The organism is Pseudomonas sp. RC10-4-2 (assembly GCF_050433085.1).
Taxonomy (GTDB): domain Bacteria; phylum Pseudomonadota; class Gammaproteobacteria; order Pseudomonadales; family Pseudomonadaceae; genus Pseudomonas; species Pseudomonas aeruginosa.
Genome location: NZ_JBNPXX010000001.1, coordinates 712653 through 732160, shown reverse-complemented (window position 1 = coordinate 732160; position 19508 = coordinate 712653). Strand labels below are relative to the sequence as shown.

The window sequence follows — 19508 nt, the reverse complement described above, 5'->3', positions numbered from 1 at the left end:
CGCCCGCTCGCTGGCGGACGGAGGACGACGCGACGCTCCTGTCGCGCCGCGGTGAATCAGGGAATCAGCAGTTCGCGCAGGCCATCCGGGTGCTCGCGGCGCTCGCCGGGCAGGACCAGGCGACGCTCTTCGAGGTAACGGTAATCCCGACGCGCATCCTGCAACCGGCCGAGGTCCAGTTCGACGATCTGCCGGCATTCTTCGCGCCCGGCCTCGCAGAGCAACTGGCCATAGGGATCGACCACCGCGCTGCCGCCGGCGAAGACCAGCCCGCCGTCGCCATGCCCAACGCGGTTGACCATCACCGCGTAGGCCTGGTTTTCCATGGCCCGTGCCATGATCGCGGTGCGATGGGTCGGGCCATAGGGGTCCATGTTGCCATTGGTCACGATGATCAGTTCCGCACCCAGTTGGCCGAGGGCCCGCGCGCTTTCCGGGAACTCGATGTCGAAGCACACCAGCAGGCCGACCCGGATGCCGTTCCACAGGGCGGTGGCGTAGCGGTCGCCAGGCGTGAAGATGCCGCGGTCGGAGGCCCACAGGTGGGTCTTGCGGTATTTCAGGGCGATGCCGTCGGGAGCGATCAGCAGGGTGGTGTTGTAATAGCGGCCGGCGTCCGCCTCGGCGATGCCGATCGCCACCGAAACGTTACGTTCACGGGCGACGCGCTGCACCGCGCTGACCGTCGGGCCGTCGAGCGGCTCGGCGAGGGCGGCGATGTTGTCTTCGCTGGGGAAGCCGGTCAGGTGGGTTTCCGGGAACACCACCAGTTCGGTGTCCGCCGCACAGTCGGCGATGGCCGCCAGGGCGCGTTCCAGGTTGTGCGCGGTGTCGCCATCGCGACCGGCGATCTGGACGAGTTCGACTTTCATCGGAATTCCTTGTTGTTCTCGGCGCTGTTCGGCACGCGCGCTGTTCGTATGCAGGGGTCAGCACAGTATGCTTGGCGTTCCCCGCGCCGATAATTACGTCCGAGGGTTAACCCAACAGGGGTAGAAGATGAGTTTCACCTTGCAGGACATCGCCTGGCACCGCTCCGTCGGGCAACTGGTCGAGGCGCTGGATGCGCCGGACTTCTGGATTCGCCTGGTACGCCTGCTCGAACAGTACGTTCCGTTCGACAGCTGGGTGGCCCTGCTGTTCAGCCAGGGCCGGCCACAGGTGTTCGCCGAATGCCCGGGCGCCGACGGCGGGCCGGATCCGCTGTTCCAGGACTACCTGCGAGGCCTCTACCTGCTCGACCCGTTCTACATCGCCAGCCGCGAGAACCCGTGCAGCGGCCTGTTCCGTCTGGCCGACGTGGCACCGGAATGCTTCGAGCAGACCGATTACTACCAGCGTTACTTCCGCCTCAACGTGGTGGCCGATGAAATCCAGATCAACGTCCAGCTCTCCGGCGAACGCACCCTCTGCCTGTCGCTCGGCTCGCGGCGCCGCTTCACCCCCGAGCAACTCGCCGTGCTCGGTCTGGTGCGGCCCTGGGTGGCCGGGCTGATGCGCCAGCGCCTGGCCTTCGAGGACGAAGTGTTGAACAGCCCCGCGGCGCCGGAGCCGGGCTGGCAGGGTTCGCTGGAGAAGGTCGCGGAGCAGATGGGCACGCCGCTGACGGCGCGCGAACTGGAGGTCGGCAGGCTGATGCTCAGCGGCTGCTCAAGCAAGGAGATCGCCCGCAAGCTGGCGATCTCGGCGGAAACCGTGAAGGTCCACCGCAAGCACATGTACGGCAAGCTCGGCATCAAGTCGCAGTCCGAGCTGTTCGGCCTGTTCCTCCAGGCCCAGGGCTGACGGGACGGGCGACCGTCCCGTCGCCGCTCAGCGGCGCTTGATCTTCGGCTTCGGCCGGCCCTGCACGCACTTGAAGCGCGGATTCGACTTGCAGATCACGTAGAGCCGGCCACGGCGCTTCACCACCTGGCAATCGCGATGGCGCAGCTTGGCCTGTTTCAGCGAGGCGAGGACTTTCATCAGGCCCCCTTGCCGCCGACGAAGCCGGCGAAACGCTTGTTGAACCCGGCCACGCGGCCTTCGCTCTTGGTCTTGCGCTGTTCGCCGGTGTAGACCGGGTGCGAGGCGCTGGAAACGTCCAGCGTCACGTAGGGATAGGTCTTGCCGTCGGTATGGGTATGGGTCTTGTCGGTCTCCGCGGTGGAGCCGATCAGGAAGTACACGTCGGCCGAGGTGTCATGGAACAGGACGGGACGGTATTCGGGATGGATGCCGGGTTTCATGGGGATGCCTCCTACATAATGTTATATAGTTACATATTACTCCGATAAGAATAATTCGCAACTCCGGAAAGAGTTCCCGGCGACCATTCGGCTGCTCGACCATCCAGACACAATTATTAGCTTGCTTTCTATCCCCGTTTGTTTCCCATAATCAGCGCTTGGTTAGCGCGGGGGGAACCCGTCGTAGACGCCTCGAAGAAGGTGACTACCATTTTGAACCGAAGCCTGAAGATTGGAGACATGATGAATCTGTCGCTACTCAGTCGCTATGCGTTTTTCGCCTGTATCGCCCTGTTCACCTTGCTCAGCCTGCCGTTCCTCGGCAGCACCGAATGGCTTTGGCCGTTCACCCTCCTGGGCGTGGCCCTGAGCCTGCTCGGCCTGTTCGACCTGATCCAGACGCCCCACGCGGTGCGCCGCAACTATCCGATCCTGGGCAACATCCGCTATCTGGTGGAAGGCATCCGCCCGGAGATCCGCCAGTACCTGCTGGAAGCCGACGGCGACGCCCTGCCCTTCTCCCGCGCCCAGCGCTCGCTGGTCTACTCGCGGGCGAAGAACGAAAGCTCGGAGAAGCCCTTCGGCACCCTGATCGACGTGTACACCGCAGGCTACGAATTCATCAGCCACTCGATGCGTCCGGCGCCGCTCAGCGATCCCTGCGAGTTCCGCGTCGACATCGGCGGGCCGCAATGCAGCAAGCCGTACTCCGCTTCGCTGTTCAACGTCTCGGCGATGAGTTTCGGCGCCCTCAGCGCCAACGCCATTCGCTCGCTGAACCGTGGCGCGCAGATGGGCAACTTCTACCACGACACCGGCGAGGGCAGCATCAGCCCCTATCACCGCGAGAACGGCGGCGACCTGGTCTGGGAACTGGGCAGCGGCTACTTCGGGTGCCGCACCCGCGATGGCAAGTTCGACCCTGAGCGCTTCGCCGCCCAGGCCCTCGACCCGCAGGTGAAGATGATCGAGATCAAGCTCAGCCAGGGCGCCAAGCCGGGACACGGCGGTATCCTGCCCAAGCACAAGGTCACCCCCGAGATCGCCGCCACCCGTGGCGTGCCGATGGGTGAGGATTGCGTTTCGCCGTCGCGCCACAGCGCCTTCTCCACGCCGATCGAGCTGATGCAGTTCATCGCCCAGCTGCGCGAACTGTCCGGCGGCAAGCCGGTCGGCTTCAAGTTCTGCCTGGGCCATCCATGGGAGTTCATGGGCATCGCCAAGGCCATGCTGGAGACCGGCATCCTCCCCGACTTCATCGTCGTCGACGGCAAGGAAGGCGGCACCGGCGCGGCGCCGCTGGAGTTCACCGACCATATCGGCGTGCCGCTGCGCGAAGGCCTGCTGTTCGTCCACAACACCCTGGTCGGCCTCAACCTGCGCGACAAGATCAAGGTCGGCGCCAGCGGCAAGATCGTCAGCGCCTTCGATATCGCCAGCGTCCTGGCCACCGGCGCGGATTGGGCCAACTCGGCGCGCGGCTTCATGTTCGCCATCGGCTGCATCCAGTCGCAGAGCTGCCATACCAACAAGTGCCCGACCGGCGTCGCCACCCAGGACCCGCTGCGCCAGCGCGCGCTGGTGGTGCCGGACAAGGCCGAGCGGGTGCGCAACTTCCATCGCAACACCCTCAAGGGCCTGGCCGAGATGCTCGCCGCGGCGGGCCTGGAACATCCCTCGCAGCTCGAAGCCAAGCACCTGGTGCGACGCATCACCGACACCGAGATCCGCCTGTTCTCGCAGCTGCACTACTTCCTCAAGCCGGGCGAACTGCTTTCCGGCAAGATCGAGGGCGAGTTCTACGAGCGCATGTGGAACATGGCGCGGGCCGACAGCTTCGACGCGGCGGCCTGAGCCGCCGCCCTCGCACGCAAGAAAAAGCCGGAGGCATCGCTGCCTCCGGCTTTTTCATGTCCGCGTAGATCAGCCCAGCAGGATGGTCGCCCAGGTCACGGTGATCACGGTGAGGGCCACGAACTGCGCGGCGCTGCCCATGTCCTTGGCATTCTTCGACAGAGGGTGGCGTTCCAGCGAGACGCGGTCGACGGTGGCCTCGATCGCCGAGTTGAGCAGCTCGACGATCAGCGCCAGCAGGCACACCGCGATCATCAGCGCGCGTTCGCCGCGACTGACGTCGAGGAGGAAGGCCACCGGGATCAGCACCACGTTGAGCAGCACCAGTTGGCGGAAGGCGGCTTCACCGCGGAAGGCGGCGAGGAAACCTGCGAGGGAATAGCCGGTGGCGTTGAGGATACGCTTGAGGCCGGTCTGGCCTTTGAAGGGGGAAGGCGACACGTCGGGTTCTCATCGATTCGGAAGGCCGGCAGTCTAGCCGCCGGCTGGTCAAAAAAGCGTTAAGCCGTCTCTCAATGAGAAGCGGGAACCGTCTCCATTTGTTGCAGCAGCAGCGCGGCCTGGGTCCGGGTGCGCACGTTGAGCTTGCGGAAGATCGCCGTGACGTGGGCCTTCACCGTCGCCTCGGAAACGTTCAGGTCGTAGGCGATCTGCTTGTTCAGCAACCCTTCGCAGACCATGGTGAGTACCCTGAATTGTTGCGGGGTGAGGCTGGCGAGCCCGGCGCTGGCGGCCTTGGCCTCCTCGCTGAGGGCTTCGGCGGCGGCATCCTGCGGCGGCCACCAGGTGTCCCCGTCGAGCACCGCGCGCACCGCCTGCTGCAGGGTTTCCAGCGGACTGGACTTGGGAATGAAGCCGCTGGCGCCGAACTCGCGGGAGCGCTGCACCACCGCGGCCTCCTCCTGTGCCGAGATCATCACCACCGGCACCTGCGGGTATTGCCCGCGCAACAGCACCAGGCCGGAGAAGCCATAGGCCCCCGGCATGTTGAGGTCCAGCAGGACCAGATCCCAATCGGCCTTCTCGTTCAGCCGCGCTTCCAGTTCGGCGATGCTGGCGGCTTCCACCAGGCGCACGTCGGGGCCCAGCCCGAGGGTGAGGGCCTGGTGCAAAGCGCTGCGAAACAGGGGGTGATCGTCGGCGATCAGGATCTCGTAAGAAGCCATGACATGTCCTAGTTTGTTCGGCCCAGCCGAGGCGGCGCTCAGGATGCCGACCGAGGGCGGACCGGTCAAGCCGAATGAGGGATACCTCGTACACCGCGTTCGTCTTTTCAAACACCCCGGCTTGCTGGCAGAGTGGCGGACCCTCCCCGCCCCGTCGAGCGAGCCATGCGAAGCCAAGCCCTGCGTGCCGATGTCCTGATGCTGATCACCGCCATGATCTGGGGGGTGTCGTTCGTCGCCCAGCGCCTGGGGATGGACGCCATCGGGCCGTTCCTCTATACCGGCCTGCGCTTCGTCCTCGGTGCCCTGGTGCTGGTGCCACTGCTGATGCTGCGCTCGCGACGCGACGGCGCGCAACCCTTCAATCGCGGACAGTTGCTCGCCGGTGTGATCCTCGGCGTCGCCCTGACCACCGGGATCAACCTGCAGCAGGTCGGCCTGCTGTTCACCAGCGTGACCAACTCCGGCTTCATCACCGGGCTCTACGTGATCGTCGTGCCGTTGCTCGGCCTGCTGTTCGGCCAGCGCACCGGCGCGGGCACCTGGCTGGGGGCGTCGCTGGCGGTGCTCGGCATGGCCCTGCTGAGCATCGGCCCGGGCTTCCAGGTCGCCTCCGGCGACTGGCTGCAACTGGCCGGCGCGGTGGTCTGGGGCGCGCACGTCCTGCTGGTAGGCCTGTTCGCCAGCCGCTACGACCCGATCCGCCTGGCCTTCCTGCAGTTCGCCACCTGCGCGGCGGTCAGCCTGCTGCTGGCACTGGTCTTCGAGGAAATCCACTGGGACGCCATCGTCCAGGCCGGTCCCGCCCTGCTATACGGCGGCCTGCTCGGCGTCGGCACCGGCTTCACCCTGCAGGTGGTGGCGCAGAAGCACGCCATCGCTTCCCATGCGGCGATCATCCTGTCCCTGGAAGCGGTGTTCGCCGCCATCGCCGGCGCCCTGTTCCTCGCCGAGACCCTGCACCTGCGCGGCTATTTCGGTTGCGCGCTGATGCTGGCGGGCATGCTGGTGGCGCAGTTGTGGCCGCGCAAGCTCGCCGCCGAAGCGCGCCCGGCCTGACACTCAGCCACGGAACGGCGCCAGGGCACGGTGCGCCGGGCTGGCCTCGTCCAGCGGAATGTGCCGCTTGGCGCCCAGGTAGCGCTCGCTGAACACCTCCAGGTAGGCGCCGAGCGCCTCGCCCGCGGCCTCGTCGCCAGCCAGCTCCAGGCACAGCGCCGCCACTTCGGCGGTGCACAGGTGCTCGCCACGGGTCGAGCGACGCAGGCGATAGCGCGAGAGCTGCTCGGGCAGCAGGCTGAGCACCGGGAACGGCTCCAGGTAGGGACTCTTGCGGAACATCTTGCGCGCCTCGGTCCAGGTCGCGTCGAGCAGGATGAACAGCGGTCGCTTGCCCTCCACCAGCGGGGCGACCTCGTTCACCACCCGCTCCGCCGCCACGTATTCGCCGGGGAACACCAGGTATGGCTGCCACTGCGGGTCGGCCAGCAACTCCAGCAGGCGCGGGTCGACCTCGGTGCGCGACCAGCCGAAGGCGAAGGTGTCGGCCACGGTATCGGCGATCAGCCAGCCGGTGTTGGTCGGTTTCAGCGCCTCGATGTCGTGCATGACCAGGCACATGCCGGCGCGCGCCTCGACCCGCGGCCGCCAGGCGCACATGCAATAGCTCGGCAGCAGCCGACAGCCTTCGCAGCGCGGCATGCGCGAACCGCGCGCGACGAAGGGTTTCAGGCTGCGCGCCAGGCGCTCCTGGCGCAAGCGGGAAACGGCATGGCTCATCGGGCAGGCTCCCGATACGGAAAGGACGGGCGAAGGAACATCGAAGACTCGAGGAAACGGGCTGGAAAGCGACCGCGAAATTCTATCAGAGCCCGCGTGGCTCCTGCTTTGTCGGACAACTTCCGAGGCCGCGAAAAAAAATTCTTCACAGGGGCCTCAGACGTCTAGTTAGAGCGGGATGCGATCCCTATAATCCGCCCCCTTTTTCGACACCGGGCAGCCGGCTCCGCCCGCTGACCTTACTGCCTCTCCAGACGAGTGACGCCCCCCTTGCTCGAGATCCGCAACGTGACCCGCCGCTTCGGCGACTTCACCGCCGTCGACAATGTCAGCCTGACGATCAACACCGGCGAATTCTTCACCCTCCTCGGCCCTTCCGGGTGCGGCAAGACCACCCTCCTGCGCATGCTCGCCGGCTTCGACCAGCCGGACAGCGGCGAGATCCGCCTCAACGGCCAGGACCTCGCCGGCGTCGAGCCGGAGAAGCGCCCGGTGCATACGGTGTTCCAGAGCTACGCGCTGTTCCCGCACATGAGCGTGGCGCAGAACATCGCCTTCCCGCTGAAGATGGCCGGAGTGGCGAAGAGCGAGATCGACGCCCGCGTCGAACAGGCCCTGAAGGACGTGCGCCTGGCGGACAAGGGCGGGCGCATGCCGACACAGCTTTCCGGCGGCCAGCGCCAGCGCGTGGCGATCGCCCGCGCGCTGGTCAACCGGCCGCGCCTGCTGCTGCTCGACGAACCGCTGTCGGCGCTGGACGCCAAGCTGCGCGAAGAAATGCAGATCGAACTGATCAACCTGCAGAAGGACGTCGGCATCACCTTCGTCTATGTCACCCACGATCAGGGCGAAGCCCTGGCGCTGTCGCACCGCATCGCGGTGATGAACCAGGGCCGGGTGGAGCAACTGGACGCCCCGGAAACCATCTACAGCTTCCCGCGCAGTCGTTTCGTCGCCGACTTCATCGGCCAGTGCAACCTGCTCGACGCCACGGTCGAGGCGGTCGACGGCGAACGCGTGCGCATCGACCTCAGGGGCCTGGGCGAGGTCCAGGCGCTGAAATCCTTCGACGCCCAGCCCGGCGAGGCCTGCGTGCTGACCCTGCGGCCGGAGAAGATCCGCCTGGCGCAGAGCGTCACCGCCGACAGCGACGAGGTGCACTTCCGCGGTCGCGTCGCCGAACTGCTCTACCTGGGCGACGTGACCCTGTACATCGTCGAGCTGGAGAACGGCGAGCGCCTGGAAACCCTGCTGCCCAACGCCACGCCCGGCCGAGCCAAGTTCTTCGAGGTGGGCGACGCGGTGGAAGCCGCCTGGCGCTTCGATGCCGGCCATCTGGTCAGGGCCTGACACGATGAGAAAGAACCTCGGCAAGTGGCTGCTGGTCTGGCCGCCGCAAGCGTATCTGCTGTTCTTCTTCCTGGTTCCGGCGCTGATCATGCTGTTCGCCTCGTTCCGCTTTCCCGGCGACTACGGCGGCCTGGCGCCCTGGATGTACAGCGAGGACGGGCAGACCGTCTACGACCTCAGCGTGGAGAACTACACCCGGCTCACCGAGAGCTGGGTGTACCTGCAACTGTTCGTCAAATCCTTCGGCTACGCCCTGGTCACCACCCTGGCCTGCCTGCTGCTCGCCTACCCGGTGGCGACCACCCTCGCCCGGGCCCCGGCGAAGTGGCGCAACCTGCTGATCCTGCTGGTGATCCTGCCGTTCTGGAGCAACCTGCTGGTACGCGTCTACGCCTGGATGATCATCCTCTCGCCGTCCGGTGCCCTGACCCGCGGGATCAACGCCGCGCTGGACCTGTTCGGCGCGCAGCCGATCAGCCTGATGTTCACCCCGTTCGCGGTGATCCTGTGCATGGTCTACGTGCACCTGCCGTTCATGATCCTGCCGCTCTACGCCAACCTGGAGAAACACGACCCGGCCCTGCTGGACGCCGCCCAGGACCTCGGCGCCGGTCGTTGGCAACGCTTCTGGCGGGTGACCTTCCCGCTCTCGCTGCCGGGCGTGGCCGCCGGCGCGGCACTGGTATTCATCCCGGTTCTGGGAATGTTCGCCATCCCCGACCTGGTCGGCGGTACCGACGGCATCATGATCGGCAACCTGATCAAGAGCCAGTTCCTCGACTCCCGCGACTGGCCGTTCGGCAGCGCGCTGTCGATCGCCCTGACCGGCTGCATCCTGCTGCTGGTCGCCCTCGGCATGGGCGCCGCGCGCGCCCGCAAGGGAGGCGCCCATGCGTAGGCCCTACCTGCTCTGGAGCGCCACCGCGCTGGTGTACCTGTTCCTCTACGTACCGCTGGTGATCGTGGTGCTGTACTCCTTCAACGACTCGCGGCTGAACGCCGAGTGGGTGGGCTTCACCCTGGACTGGTACCGCAAGCTGTTCGGCAACCGCGACATGCTCCAGGCCGCCGCCAACTCGCTGGTCATCGCGCTGGTTTCGGCCAGCGTGGCGACCCTGCTCGGCACCCTCGCCGGGGTCGCCCTGCATCGCTTCAAGCTGCGCGTGCTGCCCCTGCTGGTGCTGACCCCGATCGCCATTCCGGAACTCCTGATGGGGGTCTCGCTAGTGATCTTCTTCATCGGCCTGAACATGAGCCTGGGCATGCTCTCGGTGACCCTCGCGCACATCACCTTCTCGGTCGGCTTCGTCGCCCTGGTGGTGCAGGCGCGCATGTCGGGCATGGACGAAAGCCTCACCGAGGCGGCCCGCGACCTCGGTGCCACGCCCTGGCAGAGCTTCCGCCTGGTGACCCTGCCGCTGATCATGCCGGGCATCGTCGCCGGCGCGCTGATGGCCTTCACCCTGTCCATCGACGACTTCGTGATCACCTTCTTCACCGCCGGCGGCGGCTTCGCCACCCTGCCGACGCAGATCTACACCATGATCAAGATCGCCGTGACGCCCGAAGTGAACGCCGTCTCCACCCTGCTGATGCTGCTCACCCTAGTGCTGATCGTGATCGCCTCGAAACTCTCCCCCAGCGCCATCAAGGGCCATTGATCCGCCGAAACCCGCGTGCCTCCCGGAGAGGCCCGCGGCCTTGCCCTGCTCCGGTTTCCGGAGCCCTGCCACCCCGTAACAAGGAACCATGATGAAAAAGCTGTTGCTCGTCGCAACCCTCATGGCAGGAGCCGCCCAGGCCACCGCCGCCGAGAAGCTGTATCTGTTCAACTGGAACGACTACATCGCCGAGGACACGCTGAAACGCTTCGAGCAGCAATGTGGCTGCGAGCTGGTGCAGGAGTTCTATTCCGGCACCGAGGAAATGATGGCCAAGCTGGCCGCCGGGGCCAGCGGCTACGACGTGATCATCCCGACCCAGAACGCGGTCGAGGCGCTGATCCGCAAGGGCGACCTGCTGGAGCTGGACAAGAGTCGCCTGGCGAACCTGAGCAACGAGGCCGCGGGCTACCTCGACAAGGATTTCGACAAGGGCAACCGCTATTCCCTGCCCTACGCCTTCACCACCACCCTGGTCGGCTACAACAAGACCGAGCTGGACAAACTGGGCATCGACCCCGCCGACTGGTCGGTAATCTTCGACCCGGCGGTCCTGGAGAAGATCAAGGGCAGGGTCACGGTGATGGACGACCCGCAGGAACTGTTCGGCGCCGCCCTGAAGTACCTCGGTCACTCCGCCAACGACACCGACCCGCAGCACTGGAAGGAAGCCCAGGCGCTGATCCTCGCGGCCAAGCCGTACTGGGCCGCGTTCAACTCGTCGAGCTATATCAAGGAGCTGACCCTGGGCAACATCTGGGTCGCCCATGGCTACTCCAGCGACATGTACCAGGCCAGGGCCGACGCGGAGGCTGCCGGCCGCGCCTTCAAGGTCGACTTCGCCCTGCCCCGCCAAGGTGCGGTGCTGGCCATCGACAACATGGTGATCCACAAGGGCTCGAAGAACCCTGACCTGGCCTACCGCTTCATCGACTTCATGCTCGACGGTCGGAACGCTTCCGAGCTGACCAACCAGATCGGTACCGGCACGCCCAACGCCGCCGCCCTGCCCTTCATCAAGCCGGAAATCAAGACGCTCGCCGCCCTGTTCCCGGACGCCACCACCCAGGCCAGGCTGGAGCCGCTGAAGGACCTGAACTCGCGCCAGCGACGCGCCCTGAACAAGCTCTGGACAGAGATCAAGCTGCGCTGATCCGCACCGCTATCGACGAAAGGGCGACCCTCGGTCGCCCTTTTGCGTTTCCGTGCCCCGCCCCGAACGCGGTAACATGGCGCCCATTCGCCACCGTCCGTCCCGGGAATGGGCCGACGGAAACAATTCGCCCCCTCCATCGGTCGAATCCGCTTATTGCCCCAGGAGATCTTCGATGTCGCGCTTCATGGCCCTTGCCCTTTGTTTCGTCCTGCCCACCGCCGCCCATGCCGCCTCGCTCAAGGATTTCGAACTGAGCAAGATGCTGGAGAAAGTGGCCAAGGAAAGCAGCGTAGGCACTCCCCGCGCCATCAACGAAGACATCCTCGACCAGGGCTACACCGTCGAAGGCAACCAGTTGATCAATCACCTCAGCGTACGCGCCAGCCACGCCGAGCGCATGCGCTCCAACCCGGACAGCGTGCGCAGCCAGCTCGGCGATAGCGTGTGCAGCAACACCGGCTATCGCCAGTTGCTCGCCCGCGGCGCGATCCTCACCTACAGCTTCACCGAGTACAAGACCAACCAGCCGGTCGCCACCGAACGCTTCGATGCCGGCAGCTGCCGCATCCAGGGCAAGAAGTAAGCGCGCCGCGCGGTCGCCATGCTGGACAAGCAGCATCTGCTGAAGATCGCCAGGACGCCGATGCCGTTCGGCAAGTACCAGGGACGGATGCTGGTCGACCTGCCGGAGGAGTACCTGCTGTGGTTCTACAAGAAAGGCTTCCCGCCTGGTGAACTCGGGCGGCTGATGCAGTTGACCCTGGAACTGAAGATCGACGGGCTGGACGGGCTGCTCAAGCCGCTTCGTCCCCCCGCTCCGTAGGCGAATGACGTCGCCGACGCTATCCGCCGACACCCTGCCCACACCCTGCCTTCGCCAGACACCCGCCCCCGTTCGGCAGGGCGAATAACGCCACAGACGTTATCCGCCGATACGCAGCCGAACTCAGCGCAACAACGCCGGATCGCCCTTGCCGGCCACCGCCGCCGCTTCCTCCGGAGTCAGCAGCGCGGTGCGCGGCACCTCCATCAAGCGGGCGCAAGCCGCCAGCACGTTGCCCCAGCAGGCGCGGTTGGCGAACTGCATGCCCGCCTCGTCGAGGGTGCCGCCGCGGTTGCGATAGCCGAGTACCGAGGTGCGCCGGGCATCCGGCAGGATCGGCCAAAGATGACCGCGCGCCACTTCCGCGCGCATATGGGTGAGTAGCACGCGGCGCTCATGGCTATCCGGGAACAGTCGTTCCACCAGCGCCTCGTCGGCCACCGCCTCGACCTCCCAGCGATCGCGCGGCGCGCGGAAGCGTCCCGGCTCCTGCAGGTAGACCAGCCGGTAGGCCTGCCCGGCCTCGGCCAGGCGCTGCGCGGCGCGGCGCATCTGTTCGAGCTGGTAGCTGCCGTTGGCGATCAGCAGCAGCGGATCGGAGCCGCAGCGCTCCTCGACCAGGATCGCGCCGTCGCGGGCCAGGCGCTCGGCCTGGACGGCGTCGAACACCATCGGCCGGTCGCGCTTGGGGATCACCAGGCAGGCCAGTTGCCCCCGGCTGCGGTAGATCGTCGGTAGCAGCGCCAGGACGCTGTTGTGATCGGCCGGGAAGAGCACCCGGACCATGTCGCTCATCTCGCCAAGCAGGGCCTCGCAGAAGGTGGTGTCCTGGTGCGACTGCTGGTTCTTGCCGTTCTCCCAGGTATGCGAAGTAGCGACCAGCGGCCAGCCCAGCCAGCCGGTCGGACGCCCGACTTCCTTCTGCTGGCGGGCGAAGATCAGGGTCTGGCGCACCGCGCCGAGCATCTTCACGCAGAACGCCTCGTAGCTGGCAACCAGGTTGAGTCCGCCCTGGTTGGCCAGGCAGGCGGACACCACCGCCTCCTCGTTGAGCGCGGTGATGACCCGACCGCTCACCGATTCCAGTTCGCTCTCCGGCTCGCTGACCCGATGCTTGAGCGCCTTGAGCACGCCGCCGAGGCGGTTGCTGGCCAATTCGTCGGGATTGCCGACCCGGGCGCGCAGGTCGGGGTTGGCCTCCACCAGTTCGGTATAGAAGCGGTCCAGCGCGGCCATCGGCGAGCAGGCGTCGTCGCGATAGCGCAGCGGCGGGATGATCGGTTCGATGGGATGGCGCAGGGCCAGCGGGTTGTCCCGTTCGAGGGGACGCTCGCCGCGCTGCTCGGCGAACAGCCGGCGGGCCAATTCGAGAGCCTCAGGCTCGACCCAGAGTTCGTTTGCATGCTGGTTGAACAGTTGCCGGGCCTGTTCGTCGTTATGCGGATTGCCCGGCAGCGGCAGGTTGTGCGCGGCGTTGCTGCCGGCGCCATAGAAGCCGAAGCCCTTGACCGTCTCGGCGATGCCGTAGGGAATCGGCAGCGGGTAGCGGAGGATGCCGCTGTTCTTCTCCTGCACGCGCCGCTCCAGGCGCTGCTCCATCTCCCAGAGCGTACAGACGAAGGCGGCCGGGTCGCGCCCATCGAAGCTGATCGGATCGAAGCCGCATCGGCGCAGATGCAGCTTGAAGCCCTCCAGCCCCTCATGGGTGCCCAGTTCGGTGCGCTGCTCGATGCGCCGGCCATTGGCGATCATCACCGGCAGCGCCGCCCCGCAATCCTCGGCTCGCCACCAGCGCGGAATCCAGTCGCTGCCGCGCTGTTCCTCGGCGGCACCATCGGAGAGGAACGCCACCAGGGTCTCGCCGGGCAGCGGCATGTGCGCGTACTGCAATTCGGCGAAGCCGAGGTAGCCGCCCTCGGCGATACCGCCGGCGGTATGCGGATTCACGTGGCTGCCCAGTGGCGCCGCCGGTGCGCCGTTGGGGGCCTGGGCGTAGCCGTAGAAGTCCTGCAGCAAGCGGTTCAGCCCTTCCTCGCCGTCGGCATAGGCGCGCTCCTGCTCCGGGTGCAGGTTGCCGGTGAGGACGTTCAGCGCGTCGATGGCGGCCACGCAATGGCCCTGGCCCATCAGCCAGGCGCGAGTCTTGCCGGTCAGGACGTTGAGTGCCAGATAGCCGGCGTAGGCCGGGACCATGTTCAGGGCTCCGCCGGTGTGGCCCTCGGGCTGTGTCTTGAAATCCTCGGCCTGCAACGGCTGGCCGTCCAGGCGGATGCGCCGGGCGTAGGTCATGTGCACGACGATGCGCAGGGCGCTGGCGGTCAGCCGGTCGAGGGCGCGGAACAGCTGGTAGACGCTGGCCAGGTCCGGTTGCAGCCCGGCTTGGACCAATTGATGAGCGGTGCGGAACACGGCGGCGCGGGTCTCTGCGCTATGCTGGAGCGGACCATGGCCTTGCAGCCACGCGGCAAACGCCGGCTCGGCCGCCGCATGGGCAAGCAACTCGTCCTGACTGGGCAGAATCTGACTCATGGTGGGTAGCCTCCCTAGTGGTGCCTTGCAGTCTAGGCAGCACACGGCAAAGGGCGCTGACCTGCATCAAGCTCCCCGCCCCCGATTCGTTCACCCTGGCCCTGTACGAAGGTTCCATGGCATTCCACGATCCCCGAAAGGTATCGGGGTGTCGACAGAGCTCTGACGGAGGAGGCTCGATGGCATCACTGACGTTTCTAGGCGCCGCCCAGGAGGTCACTGGCTCCTGTTATCTGCTGGAAACCCTCGATGGCGTGAAGGTCCTGCTCGAATGCGGCATGCGCCAGGGGCGCCGCGAAGCCGACAACGGCAACCGCGCGCCCTTCCCCTTCGATCCCGCGAGCATCGACGCGGTGGTCATCTCCCACGCCCACCTGGACCACAGCGGCCTGCTGCCGCGCCTGGCGGCCGAGGGCTTCAAGGGCCCGATCTTCGCCACCGAGGCCACCTGCGAACTGCTGGAACTCATGCTGCTGGACTCCGCGCACATCCAGGAAAAGGACGCCGAGTGGGAGAACCGCTGGCGCAACCGGATCGGCAAGCCGAGCATCAAGCCGCTGTATACCCAGGCCGACACCGAACGCGCGCTCAAGCTGCGCCGGCCGATCAGCCTCGGCAGCACCGTGGCGGTCGCTCGTGGCGTGCGGGTGACCTTTCACAACGCCGGGCACATCCTCGGCTCGTCGATCGTCGAAGTGCAATTCCACGACCAGGTGCAACCGCGCCGCCTGGTGTTTTCCGGCGACCTCGGCAACACCTGCTCGCCGTTGATGCGAGCGCCCTCGCCGCTGAGCCGGGCCGACGTGGTGATGCTCGAATCCACCTATGGCGATCGCGATCACCGCGACAGCAACGACACCCTGGAGGAACTGGCGGCGATTCTCGACCAGGCGCACCGCGACGGCGGCAACGTGCTGATCCCGTCGTTCGCCGTCGGCCGCACCCAGGACCTGCTCTACTACCTCGGCCGCTTCTACCAGGAGGGCCGCCTGCCGCAACAGGCGGTATTCCTCGACAGCCCGATGGCCGCCCGTGCCAATGGCATCTACCTGCGCCACAGCAACGAGTTCGACGACCGCGACCGCGAGTACATTCGCGGCACCGGCACCACCCGCCTGGAGGAATGGCTGCCGGTGCTGCGCGTCACCCGCAGCGCCGACGAGTCGATGGCGATCAACCGGATCAAGAGCGGCGCGGTCATCATCGCCGGCAGCGGCATGTGCACCGGCGGCCGTATCGTCCATCACTTCAAGCACAACCTCTGGCGCCCGGAATGCCATGTGGTATTCCCCGGCTTCCAGGCGCGCGGCACCCTGGGCCGCAACATCGTCGACGGCGCCAGCGCGGTTCGCGTGTTCCACCAGCGCATCGCGGTCAAGGCGCAGATCCATACCCTCGGCGGCTTCTCCGCCCACGCCGGGCAATCGCAGCTGCTCGACTGGGTCGGTCACTTCGCCCACCGTCCAGCGCTATACCTGATACATGGCGAGCGGGAAAAGATGGAAGCGCTGCAGGGCGCGATCCGCGAGCGTCTCGACTGGGATGCCGAGATACCGGAACCCGGCGAACGCATCGAGATCTGAGCCGCCGTCCGCAACTGTCACGCAGTCCGTGGCAGTATGCGGATGACCGCCTGTCCAGGGTGGTTGTAGAAGGAGTATGCGAATGCCCTACGAAGCCGATGACTATCTTTCCCGGCACTTCCAGACCAGCGGCACCGACCTGGCGCGGAAGGTCGACGAACTGGCGGCCCTTGCGGCTCCCGGCGACAGCCCCAATCTCGCGCTCTACCGCGAGATGCTCTTCACCGTGACGCGCATGGCCCAGGCCGACCGCAACCGCTGGGACGCCAAGATCATGCTGCAGACCCTGCGCGAGATGGAGCATGCCTTCAGCGTCCTCGAGCAGTTCAAGCGGCGACGCAAGGTCACCGTGTTCGGCTCGGCGCGCACGCCGGTCGAACATCCGGTCTATGCCCTGGCGCGCAAGCTGGGCGAGGAACTGGCCCGCTACGACCTGATGGTGATCACCGGCGCCGGCGGCGGCATCATGGCCGCCGCCCACGAAGGCGCCGGGCTGGAGAACAGCCTGGGCTTCAACATCACCCTGCCCTTCGAGCAGCACGCCAACCATACGGTGGACGGCAGCGGCAACCTGCTGTCGTTCCACTTTTTCTTCCTGCGCAAGCTGTTCTTCGTCAAGGAAGCCGACGCCCTGGTGCTCTGCCCCGGCGGCTTCGGCACCCTAGACGAGGCACTGGAAGTGCTGACCCTGGTACAGACCGGCAAGAGTCCGCTGGTGCCGATCGTGCTGCTCGACCAGCCGGGCGGCCGCTACTGGGAACACGCCCTGGAGTTCATGCAGGAACAGTTGCTGGAGAATCACTATATCTTGCCGGCCGACATGCGCCTGATGCGCCTGGTGCATTCGGCCGAAGACGCGGTGAAGGAAATCGCCCAGTTCTACCGCAATTTCCACTCCAGCCGCTGGCTGAAAGGCACTTTCGTGATTCGCCTGAACCACGCCCTGAACGAAGCCGCGCTGGCGCACCTGCACGAACACTTCGCCAGCCTCTGCCTGAGCGGCGGCTTCCAGCAGCAGGCCTACAGCGAGCAGGAACAGGACGAACCGGAGTTCCGCAACCTGACCCGCCTCGCCTTCGTGTTCAACGGGCGCGACCAGGGGCGGCTGCGGGAATTGCTGGACTACATCAACCTGCCGGAAAACTGGGACTGAAGCTGCCGCTCCGGCACGCGCTCAATCGTCGCTGCGGCCGTTCAACAGGCGGCTGATCGACTCCATGGAGTAACCCCGGTACGCCAGGAAGCGGCCCTGCTGGGCCTTTTCCCTGGCGTCCTGCGGCAGGCGGGCGAACTTGCGGCGCCAGACCTCACGCAATTGCGCACTCCAGTCGACCTCGCAGGCACCCAGCGCCCTTTCGATATCGGCGCGCGGCAGACCGCGTTGCGCCAGTTCCTCACGGATGCGCAACGGCCCATGGCCGCTACGGGCGCGACTGGCGATGAAGCTTTCGAGATAGCGGGATTCGTCGAGCAGACCTTCCTCGGCCAGGCGGTCGAGGGCAGGATCGATCAACTCGGCAGACGCGCCACGCTGGCGCAACTTGCGGGAAAGCTCGGCGCGCCCGTGCTCACGGCGCGCCAGCAGATCCATGGCCGCCCGCCGCACGGCGACGGGCGTATCGAGCACGATCGCCATTGGCCTCAATCGGCTTCGGCGTCAGCCACTTCTTCGGCGTCGGCCTTCACCGGGCCGCTCTTGGCCAGTAACTGGTCGCGAATGGTCTTCTCCAGTACCGAACCGATTTCCGGATTGTCTTCCAGGTACTTGGCGGCGTTCGCCTTGCCCTGGCCGATCTTGCTGCCCTGGTAGCTGTACCAGGCGCCGGACTTCTCGACCAGGCCCAATTGCACGCCCAGATCGATGATCTCGCCGGTACGGTAGATGCCCTTACCGTAGAGGATCTGGAACTCGGCCTGGCGGAACGGCGGGGAAACCTTGTTCTTCACCACCTTGACGCGGGTTTCGCTACCCACCACCTCGTCGCCTTCCTTCACCGCGCCGGTACGACGGATGTCCAGGCGGACCGAGGCGTAGAACTTCAGTGCGTTACCGCCGGTGGTGGTTTCCGGGTTGCCGAACATGACGCCGATCTTCATGCGGATCTGGTTGATGAAGATGACCAGGCAGTTGGCGTTCTTGATATTGCCGGTGATCTTGCGCAGCGCCTGGGACATCAGGCGTGCCTGCAGGCCGACGTGGGCGTCGCCCATCTCGCCTTCGATCTCGGCCTTGGGTACCAGCGCGGCCACGGAGTCGACGATGATCACGTCGACCGCGTTGGAGCGCACCAGCATGTCGGTGATTTCCAGGGCCTGCTCGCCGGTGTCCGGCTGGGAGACCAGCAGGTCGTCGACGTTGACGCCCAGCTTGCCGGCATAGTCGGGATCGAGCGCGTGCTCGGCGTCGACGAAGGCACAGGTGGCGCCCTGTTTCTGGGCCTCGGCGATCACCGAGAGGGTCAGGGTGGTCTTGCCCGAGGATTCCGGACCGTAGATCTCGACGATCCGGCCCTTGGGCAGGCCGCCGATGCCGAGGGCGATGTCCAGACCCAGGGAGCCGGTGGAGATGGCCGGGATCGCCTGGCGCTCATGGTCGCCCATGCGCATGACCGCGCCTTTGCCGAATTGGCGTTCGATCTGTCCCAGGGCCGCGGCCAGGGCGCGCTTCTTGTTCTCGTCCATTGAAGTCCTCGCGAAGTCAGGGCGGCCGGACGGCCACGAACAACTGTATAAGTAGACAGTATTATTCCACAGGGCAAGTCGCTCGCCTACCCCCGACGGGAAGAATGTTCCGAACGGTTGCCCGCAGGTGCGGCTAGCCCGGGTTCTCGCCGTTGCTCATGCGCAGCAGGCCGGTCAGCGCGGTCGCCACCGTCTGCCGGCGCACGGCGTCGCGGTCGCCGTTGAACTGGCAGCGCTCACTGACCAGCCGCTCGCCGTCGGCCCAGGCCAGCCAGACCGTGCCTACCGGCTTTTCCGGCGAGCCGCCGTCGGGCCCGGCGACACCGCTCACCGCCACCGCGAAACGCGCCCCGCTGTGCCGCTGGGCGCCGCGCACCATGGCCTCGACCACTTCCCGGCTGACCGCGCCGACTGCCGGGAACAGCGACTCGGGCACCTCCAGCTGGAGGGTCTTCTGGCGGTTCGAGTAGGTCACGTAGCCAGCCTCGAACCAGCCCGAACTCCCCGGGATGCGGGTGATCGCCTCGGCGATGCCGCCACCGGTGCAGGATTCCGCCGTGCTGACCTGCTCGCCCAGGTAACGAAGGCTTTCGCCGAGGCGGGCGGCCAGTGCGGTCAGGTCGGACTCCATCAGGGTCATCACTGTTCTCCAGGGTAGAAACGGAAAGGGACTACCCTACACCATCGGCTTTTCCAT

General features: G+C 66.3%; 21 protein-coding genes. 11 read left to right on the top strand and 10 right to left on the bottom strand.

Features of this window, described 5'->3' with window-relative positions; translation table 11 throughout:
* Window positions 1-56 precede the first annotated feature (56 nt).
* A complete protein-coding gene (locus tag FHW81_RS03465; RefSeq protein ID WP_003092205.1) occupies window positions 57-872 on the bottom strand; it encodes a carbon-nitrogen hydrolase family protein in 816 nt (271 codons plus the stop codon).
* A 127-nt stretch (window positions 873-999) separates the two neighbouring features.
* On the opposite strand from FHW81_RS03465, the gene FHW81_RS03460 reads away from it, so the two are divergent.
* The gene (locus FHW81_RS03460) at window positions 1000-1785 is read left to right on the top strand and encodes a helix-turn-helix transcriptional regulator (RefSeq protein WP_003092207.1); all 786 of its coding nucleotides are present in this window, start codon (window positions 1000-1002) and stop codon (window positions 1783-1785) included.
* 27 nt (window positions 1786-1812) lie between these two features.
* Here the strand turns inward: FHW81_RS03460 and ykgO are convergent, their stop codons facing one another.
* Together ykgO and FHW81_RS03450 are read right to left on the bottom strand one after the other, a co-directional pair.
* A complete protein-coding gene (gene ykgO / locus FHW81_RS03455) occupies window positions 1813-1965 on the bottom strand; it encodes a type B 50S ribosomal protein L36 (protein ID WP_003092209.1) in 153 nt (50 codons plus the stop codon).
* On the bottom strand, window positions 1965-2228 hold the full coding sequence (locus tag FHW81_RS03450; protein ID WP_003092213.1) for a type B 50S ribosomal protein L31: 264 nt from the start codon (window positions 2226-2228) through the stop codon (window positions 1965-1967). The genes ykgO and FHW81_RS03450 overlap by 1 nt, the downstream gene beginning before the upstream one ends.
* A gap of 243 nt (window positions 2229-2471) precedes the next feature.
* On the opposite strand from FHW81_RS03450, the gene FHW81_RS03445 reads away from it, so the two are divergent.
* Window positions 2472-4082 (top strand): FMN-binding glutamate synthase family protein, encoded by a 1611-nt coding sequence (locus tag FHW81_RS03445; protein WP_003092223.1) that lies wholly within the window; start codon window positions 2472-2474, stop codon window positions 4080-4082.
* Between the two features lie 69 nt (window positions 4083-4151).
* Here FHW81_RS03445 and FHW81_RS03440 read toward each other — a convergent pair whose 3' ends face one another.
* Window positions 4152-4523, bottom strand: coding sequence for a diacylglycerol kinase (locus FHW81_RS03440; protein ID WP_003092226.1), 372 nt, complete (start codon window positions 4521-4523; stop codon window positions 4152-4154).
* Window positions 4524-4594: 71 nt separating this feature from the next.
* Window positions 4595-5248: a response regulator transcription factor ErdR gene (gene erdR / locus FHW81_RS03435; protein WP_003092229.1), complete on the bottom strand. Its 654-nt coding sequence runs from the start codon at window positions 5246-5248 to the stop codon at window positions 4595-4597.
* Window positions 5249-5380: 132 nt separating this feature from the next.
* On the opposite strand from erdR, the gene FHW81_RS03430 reads away from it, so the two are divergent.
* The gene (locus FHW81_RS03430) at window positions 5381-6307 is read left to right on the top strand and encodes a DMT family transporter (protein WP_003119360.1); all 927 of its coding nucleotides are present in this window, start codon (window positions 5381-5383) and stop codon (window positions 6305-6307) included.
* A 3-nt stretch (window positions 6308-6310) separates the two neighbouring features.
* Here the strand turns inward: FHW81_RS03430 and FHW81_RS03425 are convergent, their stop codons facing one another.
* Complete coding sequence (locus FHW81_RS03425; RefSeq protein ID WP_003098478.1) at window positions 6311-7027, bottom strand: tRNA-uridine aminocarboxypropyltransferase; 717 nt, start codon at window positions 7025-7027, stop codon at window positions 6311-6313.
* Window positions 7028-7285: 258 nt separating this feature from the next.
* On the opposite strand from FHW81_RS03425, the gene FHW81_RS03420 reads away from it, so the two are divergent.
* The 6 genes from FHW81_RS03420 to FHW81_RS03395 all read left to right on the top strand — a co-directional run bounded on the left by FHW81_RS03420 (window position 7286) and on the right by FHW81_RS03395 (window position 12017).
* Complete coding sequence (locus FHW81_RS03420; RefSeq protein WP_003119359.1) at window positions 7286-8377, top strand: ABC transporter ATP-binding protein; 1092 nt, start codon at window positions 7286-7288, stop codon at window positions 8375-8377.
* Between the two features lie 4 nt (window positions 8378-8381).
* Window positions 8382-9275: an ABC transporter permease gene (locus FHW81_RS03415; RefSeq protein ID WP_003092241.1), complete on the top strand. Its 894-nt coding sequence runs from the start codon at window positions 8382-8384 to the stop codon at window positions 9273-9275.
* On the top strand, window positions 9268-10038 hold the full coding sequence (locus FHW81_RS03410) for an ABC transporter permease (protein WP_003092244.1): 771 nt from the start codon (window positions 9268-9270) through the stop codon (window positions 10036-10038). Before FHW81_RS03415 ends, FHW81_RS03410 begins: the two co-directional genes overlap by 8 nt.
* Window positions 10039-10126: 88 nt before the next feature.
* Window positions 10127-11191: a polyamine ABC transporter substrate-binding protein gene (locus tag FHW81_RS03405; protein WP_003113877.1), complete on the top strand. Its 1065-nt coding sequence runs from the start codon at window positions 10127-10129 to the stop codon at window positions 11189-11191.
* A gap of 175 nt (window positions 11192-11366) precedes the next feature.
* Window positions 11367-11777, top strand: a complete 411-nt coding sequence (locus FHW81_RS03400) for a quorum-sensing-regulated virulence factor family protein (RefSeq protein WP_003092248.1) — start codon at window positions 11367-11369, stop codon at window positions 11775-11777.
* 18 nt (window positions 11778-11795) lie between these two features.
* Window positions 11796-12017: a DUF3820 family protein gene (locus FHW81_RS03395; RefSeq protein ID WP_003092249.1), complete on the top strand. Its 222-nt coding sequence runs from the start codon at window positions 11796-11798 to the stop codon at window positions 12015-12017.
* A gap of 123 nt (window positions 12018-12140) precedes the next feature.
* On the opposite strand, the gene FHW81_RS03390 is transcribed toward FHW81_RS03395, so the two are convergent.
* Window positions 12141-14546, bottom strand: a complete 2406-nt coding sequence (locus FHW81_RS03390) for a xylulose 5-phosphate 3-epimerase (protein WP_033980650.1) — start codon at window positions 14544-14546, stop codon at window positions 12141-12143.
* A gap of 179 nt (window positions 14547-14725) precedes the next feature.
* Here FHW81_RS03390 and FHW81_RS03385 point away from each other — a divergent pair, with 179 nt between their 5' ends.
* A complete protein-coding gene (locus tag FHW81_RS03385) occupies window positions 14726-16129 on the top strand; it encodes an MBL fold metallo-hydrolase RNA specificity domain-containing protein (RefSeq protein WP_003098484.1) in 1404 nt (467 codons plus the stop codon).
* Between the two features lie 82 nt (window positions 16130-16211).
* Window positions 16212-17282, top strand: coding sequence for an LOG family protein (locus FHW81_RS03380; RefSeq protein WP_003092255.1), 1071 nt, complete (start codon window positions 16212-16214; stop codon window positions 17280-17282).
* A gap of 21 nt (window positions 17283-17303) precedes the next feature.
* On the opposite strand, the gene recX is transcribed toward FHW81_RS03380, so the two are convergent.
* The 3 genes from recX to FHW81_RS03365 form a co-directional block, all read right to left on the bottom strand.
* Window positions 17304-17765, bottom strand: a complete 462-nt coding sequence (gene recX, locus FHW81_RS03375; RefSeq protein WP_003098485.1) for a recombination regulator RecX — start codon at window positions 17763-17765, stop codon at window positions 17304-17306.
* Window positions 17766-17770: 5 nt separating this feature from the next.
* On the bottom strand, window positions 17771-18811 hold the full coding sequence (gene recA / locus FHW81_RS03370) for a recombinase RecA (RefSeq protein ID WP_003092260.1): 1041 nt from the start codon (window positions 18809-18811) through the stop codon (window positions 17771-17773).
* 133 nt (window positions 18812-18944) lie between these two features.
* Window positions 18945-19451: a CinA family protein gene (locus FHW81_RS03365; RefSeq protein WP_003092262.1), complete on the bottom strand. Its 507-nt coding sequence runs from the start codon at window positions 19449-19451 to the stop codon at window positions 18945-18947.
* Window positions 19452-19508 lie beyond the last annotated feature (57 nt).